Origin of the sequence: Microcoleus sp. Aus8_D2 (genome assembly GCF_036702665.1) — a bacterium.
In the GTDB taxonomy this organism is placed as follows: domain Bacteria; phylum Cyanobacteriota; class Cyanobacteriia; order Cyanobacteriales; family Microcoleaceae; genus Microcoleus.
Map to the genome: position 1 here is coordinate 46,531 of NZ_JAUBUN010000030.1, position 15,664 is coordinate 62,194.

The following is a 15,664-nucleotide window of genomic DNA, read 5'->3' on the forward strand; positions in this document are numbered from 1 at the left end:
CACGCTCGATCCTGGAATTAGATAGGTTGGTAGTGAGGACTTTAGTCCTATTCTTGGAGGCGGACTAAAGTCCTCACGCTCGATCCTGGAATTAGATAGGTTGGTAGTGAGGACTTTAGTCCTATTCTTGGAGGCGGACTAAAGTCCTCACTACGAACTTTTTTATTGCTAATTGAGGTGAAACAATGCAAAAGAATAGTTGTTTTGAGTGAGAGGCAATTCTTAAATTTGCGTAATACCTTAGGCAAATTCGTTAAAGAGAAATTTGGGTATTTGTTTCTCTAAGAATTAGTGGATTATAGTATTTTCAAACAAGGAGAGACGATTTGTGGGTATCAGCAGGCGCGAGTTGTTGAAGGTAACTTCTGCTTCGGGTTTAGTTGCAGCAGCATTGGCAGCTTCCGAAGGATTTTTGAAACCGGTGTTAGCTGAAAGTGAAGTTGCTCAAGCTCAGACTTCCAGCGGCTCCATGAGTTACAGGACACTGGGACGCACGGGAGAGCGAGTGTCTGCAATTGGTTTGGGCGGACACCATATCGGACGGCTGCGAGAGGAACAAGAAAGTATTAAGCTGATCCGCAGCGCGATCGACCGCGGCATCAATTTCATGGATAACTGCTGGGATTATCACAACGGCCGCAGCCATCGATGGATGGGCCAAGCGCTCAAAAACGGCTATCGGGAAAAGGTTTTTCTGATGACGAAAATCGACGGGCGCACTAAAGGGGCTGCGATGATGCAGATTGACGACTCGCTCAAGGCTTTGCAGACCGATCGCATCGATTTGATGCAGCATCATGAAGTAATTCGGATGGAAGATCCCGATCGCATTTTTGCCCCGGGCGGAGCCATGGAAGCTGTGCTCGAAGCACAGAAAGCGGGAAAGATTCGCTACATCGGATTTACAGGACACAAAGATCCTTTGGTACACCTGCGAATGCTGGAACTTGCCGCTCAAAACAATTTCCGTTTCGATGCGGTACAGATGCCGCTCAACGTGATGGACGGTCATTTTAGAAGTTTTGAGAAACAAGTGCTGCCGGTGCTGTTGCAGAACCAAATAGGCGTCTTGGGGATGAAATCTATGGGCGATTCCTATGTTCTTAGAAGCAATACAGTTACGCCGATCGAGTGTCTGCACTATGCGATGAATCTGCCTACTTCTGTGGTGATTACTGGGATTGATACCATGCAGCTTCTCGATCAAGCCTTTGAGGCCGCCCGCACGTTTAAGCCGATGGATGTGGCACAAGTTGCAGCGATGCTCGATCGCACTCGCTCTGCGGCGGCAAAAGGTCAGTACGAATTGTATAAAACTACCAACCAATTTGACAGTACCGCCATGAATCCATCGTGGCTGGGATAAGTGCTTTTGAATTCCCTCTTCACATCTAGACTTAGCACCGATCAGTTGCCGTTAATTACAGATTTGGTCATTTGAAGGCAGGATGCTATATTTTCTAACAAATTATTGATTAACTGGATCTGGTACTGCTGAATATTTGTCTGTAGGGACTCTTGGCTGTCTTGAAAACAGATAACTTTGGCGGCGATTTCCTTGTAGTGTTGCAGCATTAAAAAAGTATCGATACTGAAACCAATTAGATAGTTTTTAGCAGCCTCATTGCAAATTTCCGTTACTTGATTGAGATAAGCTTCTGACGATTCAGGCGGCTTTTCATAGCCTGTTCTTTTCTTCAAAATGTAGCTCGCACCGCCGATTGCTGCTGCTCCCACAGGCCCTCCCAACAACCAGCCTAAGCCGGTGGCGATCGCCACTGGAGTCACTTCGCCCTCGATCGACCTTTTAGCAGCCGGAGCTGGCGGCGGCTCTGGTAGCGCGATTTGCGGCGCTGGGGGAAACGAGATCAAAAGGGCGATCGGCTGTTGTTTATCAAAGAACTCGCAAGCTTTATTTACCCATTCTGCGATGGTTTGCTGCTGCTGCAACACATCTTGCTCAAATTTTTTCTGCCACGCATCAAAATTTCCTTGCTGAAGCGACAGCGCCATTTCCGACTGATAGCATCGCAAAAGAGTGGGCTGGTAAAGCCAAATCTCGAAGTCGGAAACACTGGCTTGAAAACCTTGTAAAATCAATTTTTCCGCTGTTTGTTGAATTTCAATTCGGTCTTTTTGCTTTTGTTGAGCAGCGGCTATTTCGGCGGCGACAGTTTCAGCTTTGGCTTGCAGAGATTGACAAATTTTATTAGCTATATTTTCAATTCTGGGCAATTTGACACTTAGTTGTTCCTGTTGACTGGCGACAATACTTTGCAGAGCCGATTCAAAGGCGGCAATTCCTGTCGTTTGGGCCGCCGCTACATCGCCTTTTAATCTCGCTCTCAAAGCGGGTAAAGCATCGACGCGGTAGATATTGCTGATGTTGTTCGGCAAGTTGGAGCGAAAACTTTCGGCAACAAACAACAATCGATTGTATACTTGTTTTTGGTCGTCTGGTTCGAGTAGATTGATGAAATTGGCAACAAAGACGACTGTGTTAATTTGGCGATCGCTCAACCAATCTCTCAAGTTCTCCCGTTCGCCCAAAGTCATCAATTTGCGGGCGTCCAAAACCTGCACCACCAAATCAGCGGTGAGCAATTTATCCCGCACTAAGTTATCCTGTTCTTGGCGATCGTTAGTTCCGGGCAAATCCAGCAATTCCACACCCGTTTTCAGGAATGGGTGGGGACAGCAAACATTCACGGCTGCGACATCATCGCGCATCTGTCGGTTGTCGTCGAGGATGGCGTAGCGTTTGAGCACATCCGTCCCGGCTTCGCTGACTTCTGTACCGTCTTTGAGGGTGATTTTTGCCTGCAATTCCTCGCCGTAGTTGACATAAATGGCAGCACCTGTAGTGGGCACAAGATCGATCGGCAAAGCACGATTTCCAAGTATTGCATTCAGCAAAGTTGACTTACCGTAATTAAACGGCCCGAAGACGGCGATTTGAAAAGTTGGTTTGGCGAGATAGTCGCAAATTGAAGTTGTATCTCGGTAAAGTTGGGAGTTTTTATCTAATTCAAGAATGCCGAGTGCTGATTTGAGATAGTTAGTTAGGTTTTGATAAGTTTCGGGTTGTTGCATATTTAAGATTATCTCATTGTTGGACTATAAAAAGTTCGTAGTAAGGACTTCAGTCCTCTTCTCTCATTAGAGGACTAAAGTCCTCACTACGAACCTTTTTTATTGACTAAGGTTCGTAGTAAGGACTTCAGTCCTCTGGCAAATCCGAGGACTAAAGTCCTCACTACGAACCTTTTTTATTGATTGCGGTTATTTCATTTGACAACGGAATGATTAGGACAAATTCAACTAGCGGATGTTAAGAAACCTTGATAAACCGATTCTATACTCTGCGACTGAGCAGAAACATCAGCCTCCAACTTTTCCAAACGCTGCGATTCAGCCTGACAATTGATCTCGCGAGATTGCTTTTGTTCCAACAAATTATCTAACTCAGCTTTCCGAGACTTAATATCATCATTCATGCGATCGCCCACTTCGCGCCCGTAAACATCAAAACACTCTTTCACAGCATCGTGAATCGGCTGCCACTGCTGCTGAGCCACCTGTGGCAGATACTTCACCAACTCTTTTTTAGCCGCTTTCACCAACTGTTTGTGAGCTCCATCTGCTTGCAAAACCCCAACACCCATCCCCAACAAAGCCAAGTACAGCGGCCCCAAAACAATCCCTGTAAAGCTAGCAAAAATCGTACTGACGCCCAACACAGTAATTAAGTTGAGCAGGATATTTTTCCAGTCAAAACCTGCTCCTGCCATTGCTACACCAGCTAGATTTCCTGTGGTTAATGAAAACAATCCCATCGCCCATTTTGCCCAAGCTGGTGAGTTATCTTCGTTTGAGTTGCTGACTGAATGCGGGATTGTTTGCCCGGTCAGTTTTTCGGTAATCTTTTCAGTCACTTTCGTGTAAGATGCTCCGTAATTTGCCGCACTTTGCGACAATTGGGCAAATGCTGCATTCATCTCTTGTTCTGCGGTGAGAGTCCAAGCTGCTAGTTTGTCGTTGATGTACTGCTCGAATGCTCGCCTGAGCGATGCTTCAAACGCTTCTCGCTTGTCTTGGCTGAAAAAATCTAGAAATCTCAGCTCGGGCTGATACCGCAAAAAGTCTGTTTCAAAGGTATTTTCTAAGTTGAGAACGTAGGTGCGGAAAGAATCTGCGATCGCCCGCGATTTACTATCTCTAACTCGGATGATTTCTTGTTGAAATTCATCGCGAATCTGAGTCAGCTTTTGAAACTCGGGATCGACTGAGTTAATCTTGTCCTTCAACTCATTGACATCGCGTTCGAGCAATGGTAAGCGGCGCCCGACAGCTTCGCGGACGCGAGCAGAAATTTGACGCGCCAAAGTCCTCGCCGGACGCAATTCTGAAATCGCCCTTTCCTGCGTCAAAAATGTATTCAGTGACGCCATAAACTCAGGAAAACCAGTTCCTGCCAAATCTGCATCCGGGTTTTTTACCCGCAACCTCAGCGCCTTAATTGAGGTAATTGGAAACACCCGCTCATCGTAAATGTCGTGTCCTTCTGTTAAACAATATTCAGCCAAATTAGCTTTGAAAACCCGCCCCAGTTTCTCTTCTGCTTCTGCCATTTCTTCAGGATCGTCCGGATCGATCAAACTTTCCCGCACTTGATCCCAAGCATTGATCAGAAAGAAAATGCTCAATCCACGACCTTTGATGTAGTTTTCTAAATAGCGTCTTTCGCCCATTGTACAAGGCTGAGTTGCCCTGAGAACAAACAAAATAGCGTGACAGTTGTTGATGTAACCGAGAGATAATTCGTTGCGGGATTCTGTATCGTTGAGGCCGGGACTGTCTACTATTTCTATGCCTTTTTCTAGTAAAGGTAAGGGATATTCTACGACGGCGCAGTCGATATCTGGAAATGCTGGTTTGTTTTCTGATTCTAGCCGTTTTGCTTCGGCGGGGTCAATTGTATAGTTTTGTTTGAAACTTTTAAAGTCTAGCTGTTTGGGGCTTTTGCCGTCGTTGAAATAAACGGTGACTTTTTTTTCTGGGCCGTAGCGCAAAATTGTCAGCAAAGCAGTACAGGGATTGACATCGCTGGGAAGCAAGTTTTCGCCGATTAAGGCATTGAGAAAAGTGCTTTTGCCGCGTTTCATGTCGCCTAAGATGAGCAGCCGAAATACTCCTTGGCGCAAGTTTTTGCTGGCGAGATTGATGTCGGCGTTGTCTGTTTCTAAACCGAGTTTTCCTGATGATTCGGTTCCTGCTAATTCCGATCGCTCGATGGCTGTGGCGATGTTGCTCAGGCGATCTGCAATTTCTCGGCGCACTGCGGCTACTCGCTCTAAATCGTTGAGAAAGCTGCTGGTTTCTACTTTAAGGCTCATGGTTTTTTGCTGATTGTTTTCTGATTGGCTGGTGCAAAAATAAGTAGTAATTTGGTCAGGATTTATGCAAAAAGTGGTTTAATGCGCTATTTTAGCGATCGGGTGCGCATTGCGCACCCTACATAACTACAATATCTACAAGTTAATTTTTCGGTTGGTCTTCTGCAAAAAACATTTTGTAAGCAATCCCAGCAATCGCTGCAACTATTACCGCTGTTGCTAGCCAAGATGCGATGTGAACTGCAACGACAACAGCAATGACAATCCCTGTAAATTGAGCTGCTGCTATAATTTTTCGGCGCCACTGTTGGATTTTGCTGTGAGTTTTGCTGTCTGGTTCTGTGTACTTGCTCGTTAGATGCTCTGGCACTGAGCGGTCGATTTCTGCTTCGAGTTCGCGGAGCCGAATTTCTTGTTCGCGTTTCCGCAGCTCTTGTTCTTTGTGCCGGATTTCTCTTGCTTTTTTTTCTGGATCGTTCATAAATTTTACCCGGTTTTCCAGGGGAACAGTGTGTTATTTTTTGTCAATGTTGCGGTTCGATAAGTTATATACGACTGTAACTCACATTTTCAGCGGTGTCGAAAGATGTTACAAAATGTCAAAAAGGGCGATACCGTAGGGAATCGCCCTTTTTGCAGCGCTGCAAATCCTCAATATCCTTCCGGGCCGATGGTAGTGCGATCGCACTCAGCGTCGGACAAATCCACCAAGCGCGATCGAAATAAGTTGCAGCCAGCTAATTGAGCTTTGGTTAACTTTGCTTTCTCCAAATTAGTCCGGCTCAAATCTGCATATCTCAAATCGGCATTGCTCAAATCTGCATTGTACAAATCCGCACCTTGTAAATTGGCTTTATGCAAATTTGCTCCTTGCAAATTGGCGTGGCGCAAATTTGCTCTAGATAAATTAGCCCCTGACAAATTAGCTTCCGACAAGTTGGCTTGATAAAGTTGAATGTCGCCCAATTCAGCATCTTGCAACTGTGTTTTGTAAAGATTGGCTTGAGTCAGATTTCCGTAGGGCAAATAAGCTCGCCTCAGCACGCTACCAGAAAGGTTTATTTCTGGCAAATCTGCTTGAAACAAGTTATCTCCACTTAAGTCAACGGCGTCAAAGTTTCGCTGGCCTTCAGAATACTGAGCGAGCAATTCCTCAGCGCTTAGCTTTTGCATTTTCACCCCTTGATGACGACAGCTTTTGCAGCCAATTCATAACGATAATTGATGCTTCTTATTCTGCGTATTTATACTTAGGCATCTTCTTATGTTAAGCTTGTGTAACAACGATCGCATTTTTTCTAAGATTTTTTTTATATTTGTAAATTTCTGCCTGGCTCGACCATGCTTGCCATCAGTAATGTCAAGATCGAGAAACCAAAGCTGACCCTCTACTGAAATATGCCAGAACTTCCCATTTCCATTGCTCAGCACTACCACGAACGGACGAAATACGATCCCGAAACCATTGCTGCCAAAAGCAGACAGCTAGATTGGACAGAGCAACCAGTTCCGTTCAAAGAATATAAAATTGGCGCGTATTTTGACCTGAAGCCTTATCTAAAAGACCCTTCAGACGATCCAAATGCCCCGGATGATGCCGGTTGGTGGCATCGGTTGTCTAGCTTGTTGCTGTGCAGCTACGGGCTGACGGCGAAGGTGCAGACAGTAGACGACAGCTACCTGTATTTGCGATCGGCACCGTCGGCGGGCGGGCTCTACCCAGCAGAGGTTTATTTAATCTCCCGGGGTACGCCGCAGTTGCCGGCGGGACTCTACAACTATCAGTGCAGAACTCATTCGCTGGTTCATTTTTGGGACAGCCAAGTTTGGCCGGCGTTGCAAGTGGCTTGTTTCGGATCGCCGGCGCTAGAAAATACTCAATTGGCGATCGCCGTTACGACTGTTTTCTTCCGTTCTTCTTGGCGTTACGAAGACCGAGCTTACCGGCGAATCTTTCTAGATACTGGTCATTTATTGAGCAATATCGAGTTAGCTTGCGCCATCAACGATTACCGACCTCACCTGATTGGAGGATTCGCCGACGAAGCTGTCAATCAATTACTGTACATCGACTCAGAGCAAGAGGGAGCGATCTGTTTAATTGGTTTAGCCGACTTGCTAGACATCGACCAAAACTTGCCCAAATTCAAAACAGCTTTGCCAGGAAATACCACGACAGATTACCCGCAAATTTCCGAAGGTCAACTGTTAAGAACCCTCCACAAAGCAACACAGTTAGAATCAGATCCCACCGGAGCGGATGGCTGGAAATTTGATGAAACTGAAGGCGATTTAGAGGATAAATACAACTTTCCGTTTTGTACTAAAGTTTCGACGGTGACTCCTTCGATTCCTTGGGGAGTGAACCTGGAAGGTTTAGAAAATACAATACTTAAAAGGCGTTCGACCCGTGCTTATACAGGTGCTTCTTTGAGTTTGGGCGAACTGCTAGCGTTGCTTGATTTTACTTATCAGTCGCAGCACTATATCGACCAAGGATTAGACGGTTATCCAGACTATTTCGATCTGAGTTTGATTGAAACTTTTATTGCGGTTTCGGGAGTGAATGGGTTAGAAGAAGGTTGTTATTATTACGCTCCGAAAGCTCAAGAATTGCGGCAAATTCGGTTCAAAAATTTCCGCAGAGAGCTGCATTTTTTGTGTTTGGGGCAAGATTTGGGCAGAGATGCGGGGGCGCTGTTGTTTCACACGGCGGATTTGAACAGGGCTGTAGCAAAATATGGCGATCGCGCTTATCGATATTTGCACATGGATGCGGGTCATTTGGGCCAGCGGTTGAATTTAGCAGCGATTCAACTGCGTTTGGGTGTCAGCGGTATTGCGGGCTTTTTTGACGATCGCGTGAATGACGTTCTCGGTATTCCTACGAGTGAAGCTGTGCTTTATATTACAACTCTAGGAAGACCGCGATCGTGAGGATTAGTGCGATAGTTCTAATAGACATCATATGAGTTAAATGAAATTTACCGATATGAGGCGAGAAACCGGGTTTCTCTGAAATTTTATCAACAAAAACGAGAAATTTAGAAAGAAACCCGGTTTCTGAAGTCTCCACGAGGGAGGTGAGAAACCGGGTTTCTCTGAAATTTTATCAACAAAAACGAGAAATTTAGAAAGAAACCCGGTTTCTGAAGTCTCCACGAGGAGGCGAGAAACCGGGTTTCTTGGAATTTTTGCATTTAGTAGCGAGAAATTTAGAAAGAAACCCGGTTTCTGAAGTCTCGACGAGGAGGCGAGAAACCTGGTTTTTTGGAAATTTTGCATTTAGTAGCGAGAAATTTAGAAAGAAACCCGGTTTCTGAAGTCTCGACGAGGAGGCGAGAAACCGGGTTTCTTGGATTTTTTGCATTTAGTAGCGAGAAATTTAGAAAGAAACCCGGTTTCTGAAGTCTCGACGAGTATTCGTAGGGTGCGTCGCCATCGACAAGCCCTAAAAAATAACGACAATCTGACAGCGACGCACCTTAAATATGGGGGCGGTGGAAATAAGTGTTTGACTTGTTTACACTCGGCTCGCGATGAGGTAGGTGCGTCGCTCGCTCGATTGTCGATTTTTCTTGAGAGATTGTCGGTGGCGACGCACCCTACGGCTACTATTTGCCAATGCAAAACCTGCTAAATATTCTATCTAACACTGATTCCGTCACTTCTTCCCCCGTAACTTCTCCTAATGCTTGAATTGCGCCGCGCAAATCTATTGTCCAAAAATCTAAAGGCAATTTATTGCTAATAGTATCTGTGCATTGTTCCAGGGAAATTTTAGCTCTGGTTAAGGCTGCTGCTTGTCGCTGGTTGATGGCTAAGTCGGAGTTTGCTGCTTGCAAAAATCCGCCGCTGACAGCATCTAAGATTGCTGTTTCTAAGTCTTCTATGCCTCGATCGAGGGCGGCCGCCGCGGTAACTATCGGGTGAATTCCAGACGAGAAAGGTAATTCTGGGATTGTTTTTACAAGGTCGATTTTGTTGATAATTATAATTAGCTGGCGGTGCTTGACTTGTTCGTAAATTTCCGAATCGCCTGCTGTCCAACCAGATTCGGCGTCAATTGTTAACAAGACTAAATCGGCTTGTTTTGCTGCGGCGCGCGATCGCTCAACCCCAATTTTTTCTACCTTGTCCTCCGTTTCCCGAATGCCCGCTGTATCGAGCACCTGCACCGGAATGCCGCCCACAACTAGCTGCGATTCTACCACATCCCGCGTGGTTCCTGGCAAATCTGTGACGATCGCCCGATCGCTCTTACTCCACGCATTCAACAAACTCGACTTTCCCACATTCGGGCGTCCGACAATCGCCACTTTCAAACCCGTCCTCAACAATTCTCCGCGATCGGCAGTTGCCAAAATTGTTGACAATTCCGCTAAAATATGATTTATTTCCAAACAAACTTGAGCTTCATCTAAGGGCGGCAAATCTTCCTCGAAATCAATTCTCGCCTCAATTTCTGCCAACACATCCAAACAAGTTGCTCTTAATTTGCGAATTGGTTGGGCTAATTTTCCCTGCAAACCGGCTAAAGCACTTTGTGCGGCTGCGGGCGATTGTGCTCCCACCAAATCCGAGATACTTTCAGCTTGAGTTAAATCGAGTCTCCCGTTCAAAAAAGCCCTGAGCGAAAACTCTCCCGGCTGCGCCAATCTCGCCCCATTTTCTAAACACAACTGCAACACTTGCTGCACCGCCATAATGCCGCCGTGACAGTGAAATTCCACCACATCTTCGCGGGTGAAAGAACGCGGCGCTTTCATGATTAGCAGCAAAGCTTCATCGACTAATTCTTGAGTTTTGGGGTGGTGGATGTGACCGTAAAGAATGCGGTGAGACTCCCAAATTTGCCGTCCTGGGGCGCGAAACAGGGTTTCCGCAATTTTTAAGGCTGCGGCACCGGAAACTCGCACAATGCCGACGCTGCCTTGTTGGGGGACTATGGCGGTGGCGATCGCTGCGATCGTGCCTCCTTTTGTTAGTGATTCAGACATTTTTCTTGTTCAAAAATTCCCAAGTTATCTCAATTTCCTTTTTTGAGTGTCACACAATTGATTCTGAGTCTTCGAGGGTATAAATCTGTGGTTGGCGATTCAATAAATCAAAACTGCTGCCCTTTTGGGCACGCTGCACGAGTTGCTGAGTCGAAGAGTAGAGGATATTTTTGAATATTTTGCCTAAGGTCGCTAATTGCTCGTCGGCGGAGAGAGACAAGATAACTTGAATTAGGGATTCAATTAGTTGTACGTTCCTTTGACTCACCAGGGGGCCCGGTTGTTAAATTATACAGATCTGATTGACAGGAGCAACAATTTCAGCGAGTTTTTGCCAAGATATTAGAAGAGAGTGACCGCCACTGGGACTTCGATCGCCAATGCGATCGCCCGTTGGGCCCAGTCAGTCGATTTGGGAGTTGGGATTGGGGATTTTCGATTTACTTCGAGATCCGTGAATCTGGGGCTTGAACAGGAGTCTGAAATTTTGGGCGGATGGCGACGAGTGTCCGAAACTTGTATCCGTTTTTGGGCGGGAGTCACGGCGCGATCGAACTTAAATTGCTCAGCCAAATGTTTTGCCTATCCTGATTTTATGCGATAATCGAACATTAACAGGGCAGAGGGCATAGCATGATTGGTCAACTTCTCGACAGACGTTACCGCATCATTAAAGTCACAGACTCAAGTGAAGTGGGAAAAACTTATATAGCAGCAGATACTCACCGTCCCGGGTATCCGCAATGCACGGTTAGAGAAATGCGACTACCCGGCACAAGTTCGCAAACTCCTGAATTAGTCAAAATTATATTTCAAAGAAATGCAGAAATAATAGAAAAATTGGGGAAACACGACAAAATCCCCGAATTATTGGCGTATTTTGAGGAAAATCAAAGTTTATACTTAATAGAAGAATTTATTGCCGGTCAACCTTTAAGCCAAGAACTTATACCCGGTGAACCTTGGGCAGAAGACCAAGTAATTGCTCTGCTATCATCCATATTAGAAGTTTTGGTGTTTATACACTCCAATGGCTTCATTCACCGCAGAATTCAACCAGACAGAGTGATCCGGCGCGAGTCAGACGGCAAATTTGTGTTGATTGACTTTAGCTTAGACAAAGAAATTAACCCGGAACTTGCTAATTGTCATTTGCTGGCGCCAACCTCCCCGAACTCTGTTAAATCGCCTTTGGCAAAAAAACAGGAGTTGGCGGCCCAGGAATTATACGTACCGATCGATTGCTCGATCGGCAACCCCCGTTACAATAGCGACATCTACGCTCTAGGTACGATCGCCCAGCTTGCGGTAACGGGACTCTCACCTAAGGAACTGAGTACCTTAAACAACAAAGGCGAAATTCCCTGGCGAAATCGGGCAACTTGTTCGGCGGGCCTAGCAGATATTATCGATCGAATGGTGCGTTCCGACTGCGAGGAACGCTATCAAGAAGCCGCCGAAGTTTTGGCGGATCTCAAACAAATCGCCGTAACATCGGAGGCCTTGCGATCGCCAGTCACCATCATCACCGACACGATAAGTCAATTGCAGCCGAGACAGCGCCCAACCAGGCTGTTGCTGTTCGCTGCGATACCCGCAGCTTTGCTCTTGATAGGACTGATAATTTACTTTTGGCAGAGTCAAAGTCCGGCGAGGGCAAAAGAATTGTTCGCCCGGGGCGTTACTAAGGCGCAGCAAGGTGACAAAACAGGCGCGATCGCCGATTATACCCAAGCGCTCGCCATAAATTCCAGCGATGCCGAAACTTACTACAAGCGGGCTAACGCTCGCTATGACATGGGCGCCCGGGAGCAAGCAATAGAGGATTACACGCAAGCAATTAAAGTCAATCCCAGCCACACCAAAGCCATCTACAATCGAGCTCTGGCGCGCCGCGACACCGGGGACAAGCGGGGGGCGGTGGCAGATTTTACCCAAGTATTGCGGCTGAATCCTAGCGACGGTGACGCATACTATCAGCGGGGTTTAGCCTATTACGATTTGTCCGACTACGGCGTGGCAATTTCCGACTACACTCAAGCAATTCGGCTCAATCCCAACGATGCTACAGCTTACAGCAATCGGGGTTTAGCTCGATCGGCCTCGGGCGACAAAACTGGAGCAATGGCGGATTTTACCCAAGCAATTCAAATTAGCCCCAAAGAAGCTGGGGTTTACTACAGTCGCGGTCGATCGCGCTTTAATCTGGCAGATTATCAAGGAGCGATGGAAGATTACAGTAAGGCGATCGAATTGGAACCAGAGCAAGCTGATGCTTATACCAATCGGTGCAGCGCTTACTTAAATTTGGCCACCTACGACAAAGCGATTGCAGATTGCACCCGAGCCATTAGCCTCGATCCCAAAGATGAAGCAGCTTATAACAACCGCTGCATTGCTCATCTGAATTTAAAGCAATTTCAAAAGGCCAGCGAAGATTGCAGTTTGACGATCGGACTCAACAGCAACAATCCCAAAGCATACAGCAATCGAGGATTAGCTCGCGACGCTTCGGGAGACAAACTCGGGGCTGTGGAAGATTTTACTCAAGCAATTCGCCTTAATCCCAGCGATGCCGTAGCTTACAGCAATCGCGGTACCCTGTATTCTGAACTAAAAAATTACCATGAAGCGGTTGAGGATTTCGCTCAGTCGCTGCGGCTCAACCCCAACAATGCTAGCGCTTTTTACAGCCGAGGCCTCGTCCGCCGCCAACTCAAAGATCGGGCTGGGGCGATCGAGGATTTTCAGAAAGCTGCAACGCTATTTCTAGAACAAGGAAGAGCCGATGGTTTCCAAAACGCACAAGCACAAATGAACGATCCTAAATAATAAACTATCAGTCATCAGTCATCAGTCATCAGTCATCAGTCATCAGTCATCAGTCATCAGTCATCAGTCATCAGTCATCAGTCATGAGGAAAAATCAAGAATGAAGCAGGAAGCAGGAAGAAGAAAGAAGGCAAAATCACCAATTACCAATTCCCCATTACCAATTTCCCATTACCAATTCTCAATTCCCGATATGAACATGGTTGGTCAACTTTTAGACAGGCGTTATCGCGTAGTGCAAATTCTTAGTTCGGGAGCTTTCGGACAAACTTATTTATCTGTGGATACTCGCCGCCCGGGCCACCCTCAATGTGTAGTCAAACAACTGAGACCTCCCAGCAACACTTCCACAGTTCTCAAAACAGCTTACCGCTTATTTAAACAAGAAGCAGAAATATTAGAAAAGCTGGGAAAACACGATCAAATTCCATTTTTACTCGCTTATTTTGAAGAAAGCAATCAATTCTACCTGGTCGAAGAGTTTGTTCCCGGACACGCCCTAAATCGGGAAATTTTGGCAGGTCAACCTTGGCGGGAAGAACGAGTGATCGAGCTGTTGGAAGAAGTGTTAAAACTTCTCGCCTTCGTACACTCTCAAGGAGTGATTCACCGCGATGTTAATCCCTCCAACTTAATCCGCCGCAAACCAGATGGCAAATTAGTTTTAATTGACTTCGGCTCGGTTAAAGAAGTTACAAATCAAGTCACCGAGTACGATACAGAATTTCCGCGCACCATTGCGACTGGAACTCCGGCTTATATGCCGATCGAACAATTTCAAGGCAACCCGCAATTTAGCAGCGATCTCTATGCAGTCGGGATGATCGCCATCCAAGCTATCACGGGTTTGCCCGGTACGGATTTGCCAAAATTGCAAGATCCGAGTCCTTCTCATACGGGGGAAATTGTTTGGCGAAACAGAGTTCAATGTTCTCCGGTACTGGCAAATATAATTGACAAAATGGTCTGCCATCAATTTGCCAAACGCTATCAATCTGCTGAGGAAGTTTTGGCAGAACTCAGCAAGCTGAGACACCGCCAAGAGCCGGGGAATACCGCTCACAATAAAAGTATTTCTCCGATCTTACTGTCTGCTAATACTTTTTCGTCACGTTTTGGAACTCGGTTTTTGTGGCTGATTTGGGCTGGAGTCGGGGCGATTGCTCTGGTATTTCTGTTTAATTATTGCAGCCGCCCGAATCCGATTAAAGCTAAGGAATATTACGAACAGGGAGTAGAAAAGTCTCGCAATCAAGATGCGGCGGCAGCTTGGCAGGCTTTTAACAAGTCAATTCAATTAAATCCTAACAATCCTGAGAGTTTTTATCGGCGGGCCAATGCTAATTATGATTTGAAAAAGTATCAAGAAGCGATAGCAGATTATTCTCAGGCGATCGCTCTGAATCCTAAGTATGTTCAGGCTTATTTTAACCGGGGGCTAGCCCGTCACGATTTTAACGACAAGCGCGGGGCGATTGAGGATTACACTCAGGTTTTGATGCTCCAGCCCAACGACACTGATACATATTATGAAAGAGGAGTTACTTATTTAGAACTGCAAGATTACAAGACGGCAATTGGGGATTTTACCGAAGTAATTCGGTTGCAGCCGAACCTGGTTAAAGCTTATCATTCCCGAGGGTTGGCTCGGGCTGGGAGCAGCGATTTGCAGGGGGCGATTGGAGATTATACAGAAGCAATTAAACTCGATGCTCAGAATGTTGATGCTTTCTACAGTCGGGGGAGAGCTCGCTTTCACTTAGGAGATTATCAGGGAGCTTTGGCGGATTATTCTCAGGTAATTGCGATCGATCCCAAGAGTGGAGATGCTTATGCGAATCGTTGCAGCACGCAGTTAAATTTGGGAGCGCATCAAGCGGCGATTGACGATTGCACGCTAGCAATGGAGCTGAACGATCGGGATGCGGTTCCTTACAACAATCGCTGTATTGCTTATTTAAATTTGAAGGATTATGCGAAAGCAATTGCCGATTGCACTCAAGCAATGACACTAAATCCCAAGGATTATCATGCTTTCAGCAACCGGGGTTTGGCTCGCAACGGAGGGGGGGACACCCAAGGGGCGATCGCAGATTTTACCGCAGCAATCGGGCTCAATCCCAACGATGCGGAAGCTTATGCCAATCGGGCGAAGATTTACCAGCAGTTAAATAATTACAATAGTGCGATCGCCGATTACGTGCAAGCCATTAGGATCAATCCGAATTATGCTGGTGCTTACTACGGTAGAGGAATGGTTAGGCGATCGTTGGGAGACAAAGCAGGAGCAATTAGCGACTTAGAAAAAGCGGGCAAAATCTTTCTCGATCAAGGACTTACCGGCGGTTACAAAGACGCACAATTTGAAATTGAAAAACTCAAATAATTGGTTCGTAGTGAGGACTTTAGTCCGCTCTTTCCTGAAAACTAAAGTCC

Annotated in this window: 11 protein-coding genes; 5 read left to right on the plus strand and 6 right to left on the minus strand. The window is 46.2% G+C overall.

Going from position 1 to position 15,664, the window contains the following annotated elements:
• Positions 1 to 328: 328 nt before the first annotated feature.
• Positions 329 to 1,366 carry an aldo/keto reductase gene (locus QUB64_RS21875; protein WP_333275446.1) on the plus strand — a complete coding sequence of 346 codons (1,038 nt, stop codon included), beginning with the start codon at positions 329 to 331 and terminating at the stop codon, positions 1,364 to 1,366.
• 41 nt (positions 1,367 to 1,407) lie between these two features.
• Here the strand turns inward: QUB64_RS21875 and QUB64_RS21880 are convergent, their stop codons facing one another.
• The 4 genes from QUB64_RS21880 to QUB64_RS21895 all read right to left on the minus strand — a co-directional run bounded on the left by QUB64_RS21880 (position 1,408) and on the right by QUB64_RS21895 (position 6,569).
• Positions 1,408 to 3,093, minus strand: a complete 1,686-nt coding sequence (locus tag QUB64_RS21880; RefSeq protein WP_333275448.1) for a dynamin family protein — start codon at positions 3,091 to 3,093, stop codon at positions 1,408 to 1,410.
• Positions 3,094 to 3,317: 224 nt separating this feature from the next.
• The gene (locus QUB64_RS21885) at positions 3,318 to 5,396 is read right to left on the minus strand and encodes a dynamin family protein (RefSeq protein ID WP_333275450.1); all 2,079 of its coding nucleotides are present in this window, start codon (positions 5,394 to 5,396) and stop codon (positions 3,318 to 3,320) included.
• Positions 5,397 to 5,538: 142 nt separating this feature from the next.
• The gene (locus QUB64_RS21890; protein WP_333275452.1) at positions 5,539 to 5,877 is read right to left on the minus strand and encodes a hypothetical protein; all 339 of its coding nucleotides are present in this window, start codon (positions 5,875 to 5,877) and stop codon (positions 5,539 to 5,541) included.
• 170 nt (positions 5,878 to 6,047) lie between these two features.
• Positions 6,048 to 6,569, minus strand: a complete 522-nt coding sequence (locus QUB64_RS21895) for a pentapeptide repeat-containing protein (protein WP_333275454.1) — start codon at positions 6,567 to 6,569, stop codon at positions 6,048 to 6,050.
• 225 nt (positions 6,570 to 6,794) lie between these two features.
• Between QUB64_RS21895 and QUB64_RS21900 the strand changes: the two genes are divergently transcribed.
• Positions 6,795 to 8,333, plus strand: coding sequence for a SagB/ThcOx family dehydrogenase (locus tag QUB64_RS21900; RefSeq protein WP_333275456.1), 1,539 nt, complete (start codon positions 6,795 to 6,797; stop codon positions 8,331 to 8,333).
• A 677-nt stretch (positions 8,334 to 9,010) separates the two neighbouring features.
• Here the strand turns inward: QUB64_RS21900 and mnmE are convergent.
• Entirely contained in the window at positions 9,011 to 10,396 is a 1,386-nt protein-coding gene (gene mnmE, locus QUB64_RS21905; RefSeq protein ID WP_333275458.1) for a tRNA uridine-5-carboxymethylaminomethyl(34) synthesis GTPase MnmE, read from the minus strand.
• Positions 10,397 to 10,445: 49 nt separating this feature from the next.
• Positions 10,446 to 10,664 carry a hypothetical protein gene (locus QUB64_RS21910; protein WP_333275460.1) on the minus strand — a complete coding sequence of 73 codons (219 nt, stop codon included), beginning with the start codon at positions 10,662 to 10,664 and terminating at the stop codon, positions 10,446 to 10,448.
• 84 nt (positions 10,665 to 10,748) lie between these two features.
• Between QUB64_RS21910 and QUB64_RS21915 the strand changes: the two genes are divergently transcribed.
• From QUB64_RS21915 to QUB64_RS21925, 3 genes are all read left to right on the plus strand, one after another.
• Positions 10,749 to 11,000: a hypothetical protein gene (locus QUB64_RS21915; RefSeq protein WP_333275462.1), complete on the plus strand. Its 252-nt coding sequence runs from the start codon at positions 10,749 to 10,751 to the stop codon at positions 10,998 to 11,000.
• Between the two features lie 29 nt (positions 11,001 to 11,029).
• The gene (locus QUB64_RS21920) at positions 11,030 to 13,228 is read left to right on the plus strand and encodes a tetratricopeptide repeat protein (protein WP_333275464.1); all 2,199 of its coding nucleotides are present in this window, start codon (positions 11,030 to 11,032) and stop codon (positions 13,226 to 13,228) included.
• Positions 13,229 to 13,328: 100 nt separating this feature from the next.
• Positions 13,329 to 15,614, plus strand: a complete 2,286-nt coding sequence (locus tag QUB64_RS21925; protein WP_333275466.1) for a tetratricopeptide repeat protein — start codon at positions 13,329 to 13,331, stop codon at positions 15,612 to 15,614.
• The last annotated feature ends 50 nt before the right edge of the window (positions 15,615 to 15,664 follow it).

Excerpts from the sequence above, each read along its gene's own strand:
- QUB64_RS21880 (WP_333275448.1), bottom strand. The coding sequence starts at position 3,093 with ATGCAACAACCCGAAACTTATCAAAACCTAACTAACTATCTCAAATCA.
- QUB64_RS21885 (WP_333275450.1), bottom strand. The coding sequence starts at position 5,396 with ATGAGCCTTAAAGTAGAAACCAGCAGCTTTCTCAACGATTTAGAGCGA.
- QUB64_RS21890 (WP_333275452.1), bottom strand. The coding sequence starts at position 5,877 with ATGAACGATCCAGAAAAAAAAGCAAGAGAAATCCGGCACAAAGAACAA.
- QUB64_RS21895 (WP_333275454.1), bottom strand. The coding sequence starts at position 6,569 with ATGCAAAAGCTAAGCGCTGAGGAATTGCTCGCTCAGTATTCTGAAGGC.
- QUB64_RS21900 (WP_333275456.1), top strand. The coding sequence starts at position 6,795 with ATGCCAGAACTTCCCATTTCCATTGCTCAGCACTACCACGAACGGACG.
- mnmE (WP_333275458.1), bottom strand. The coding sequence starts at position 10,396 with ATGTCTGAATCACTAACAAAAGGAGGCACGATCGCAGCGATCGCCACC.
- QUB64_RS21920 (WP_333275464.1), top strand. The coding sequence starts at position 11,030 with ATGATTGGTCAACTTCTCGACAGACGTTACCGCATCATTAAAGTCACA.
- QUB64_RS21925 (WP_333275466.1), top strand. The coding sequence starts at position 13,329 with ATGAAGCAGGAAGCAGGAAGAAGAAAGAAGGCAAAATCACCAATTACC.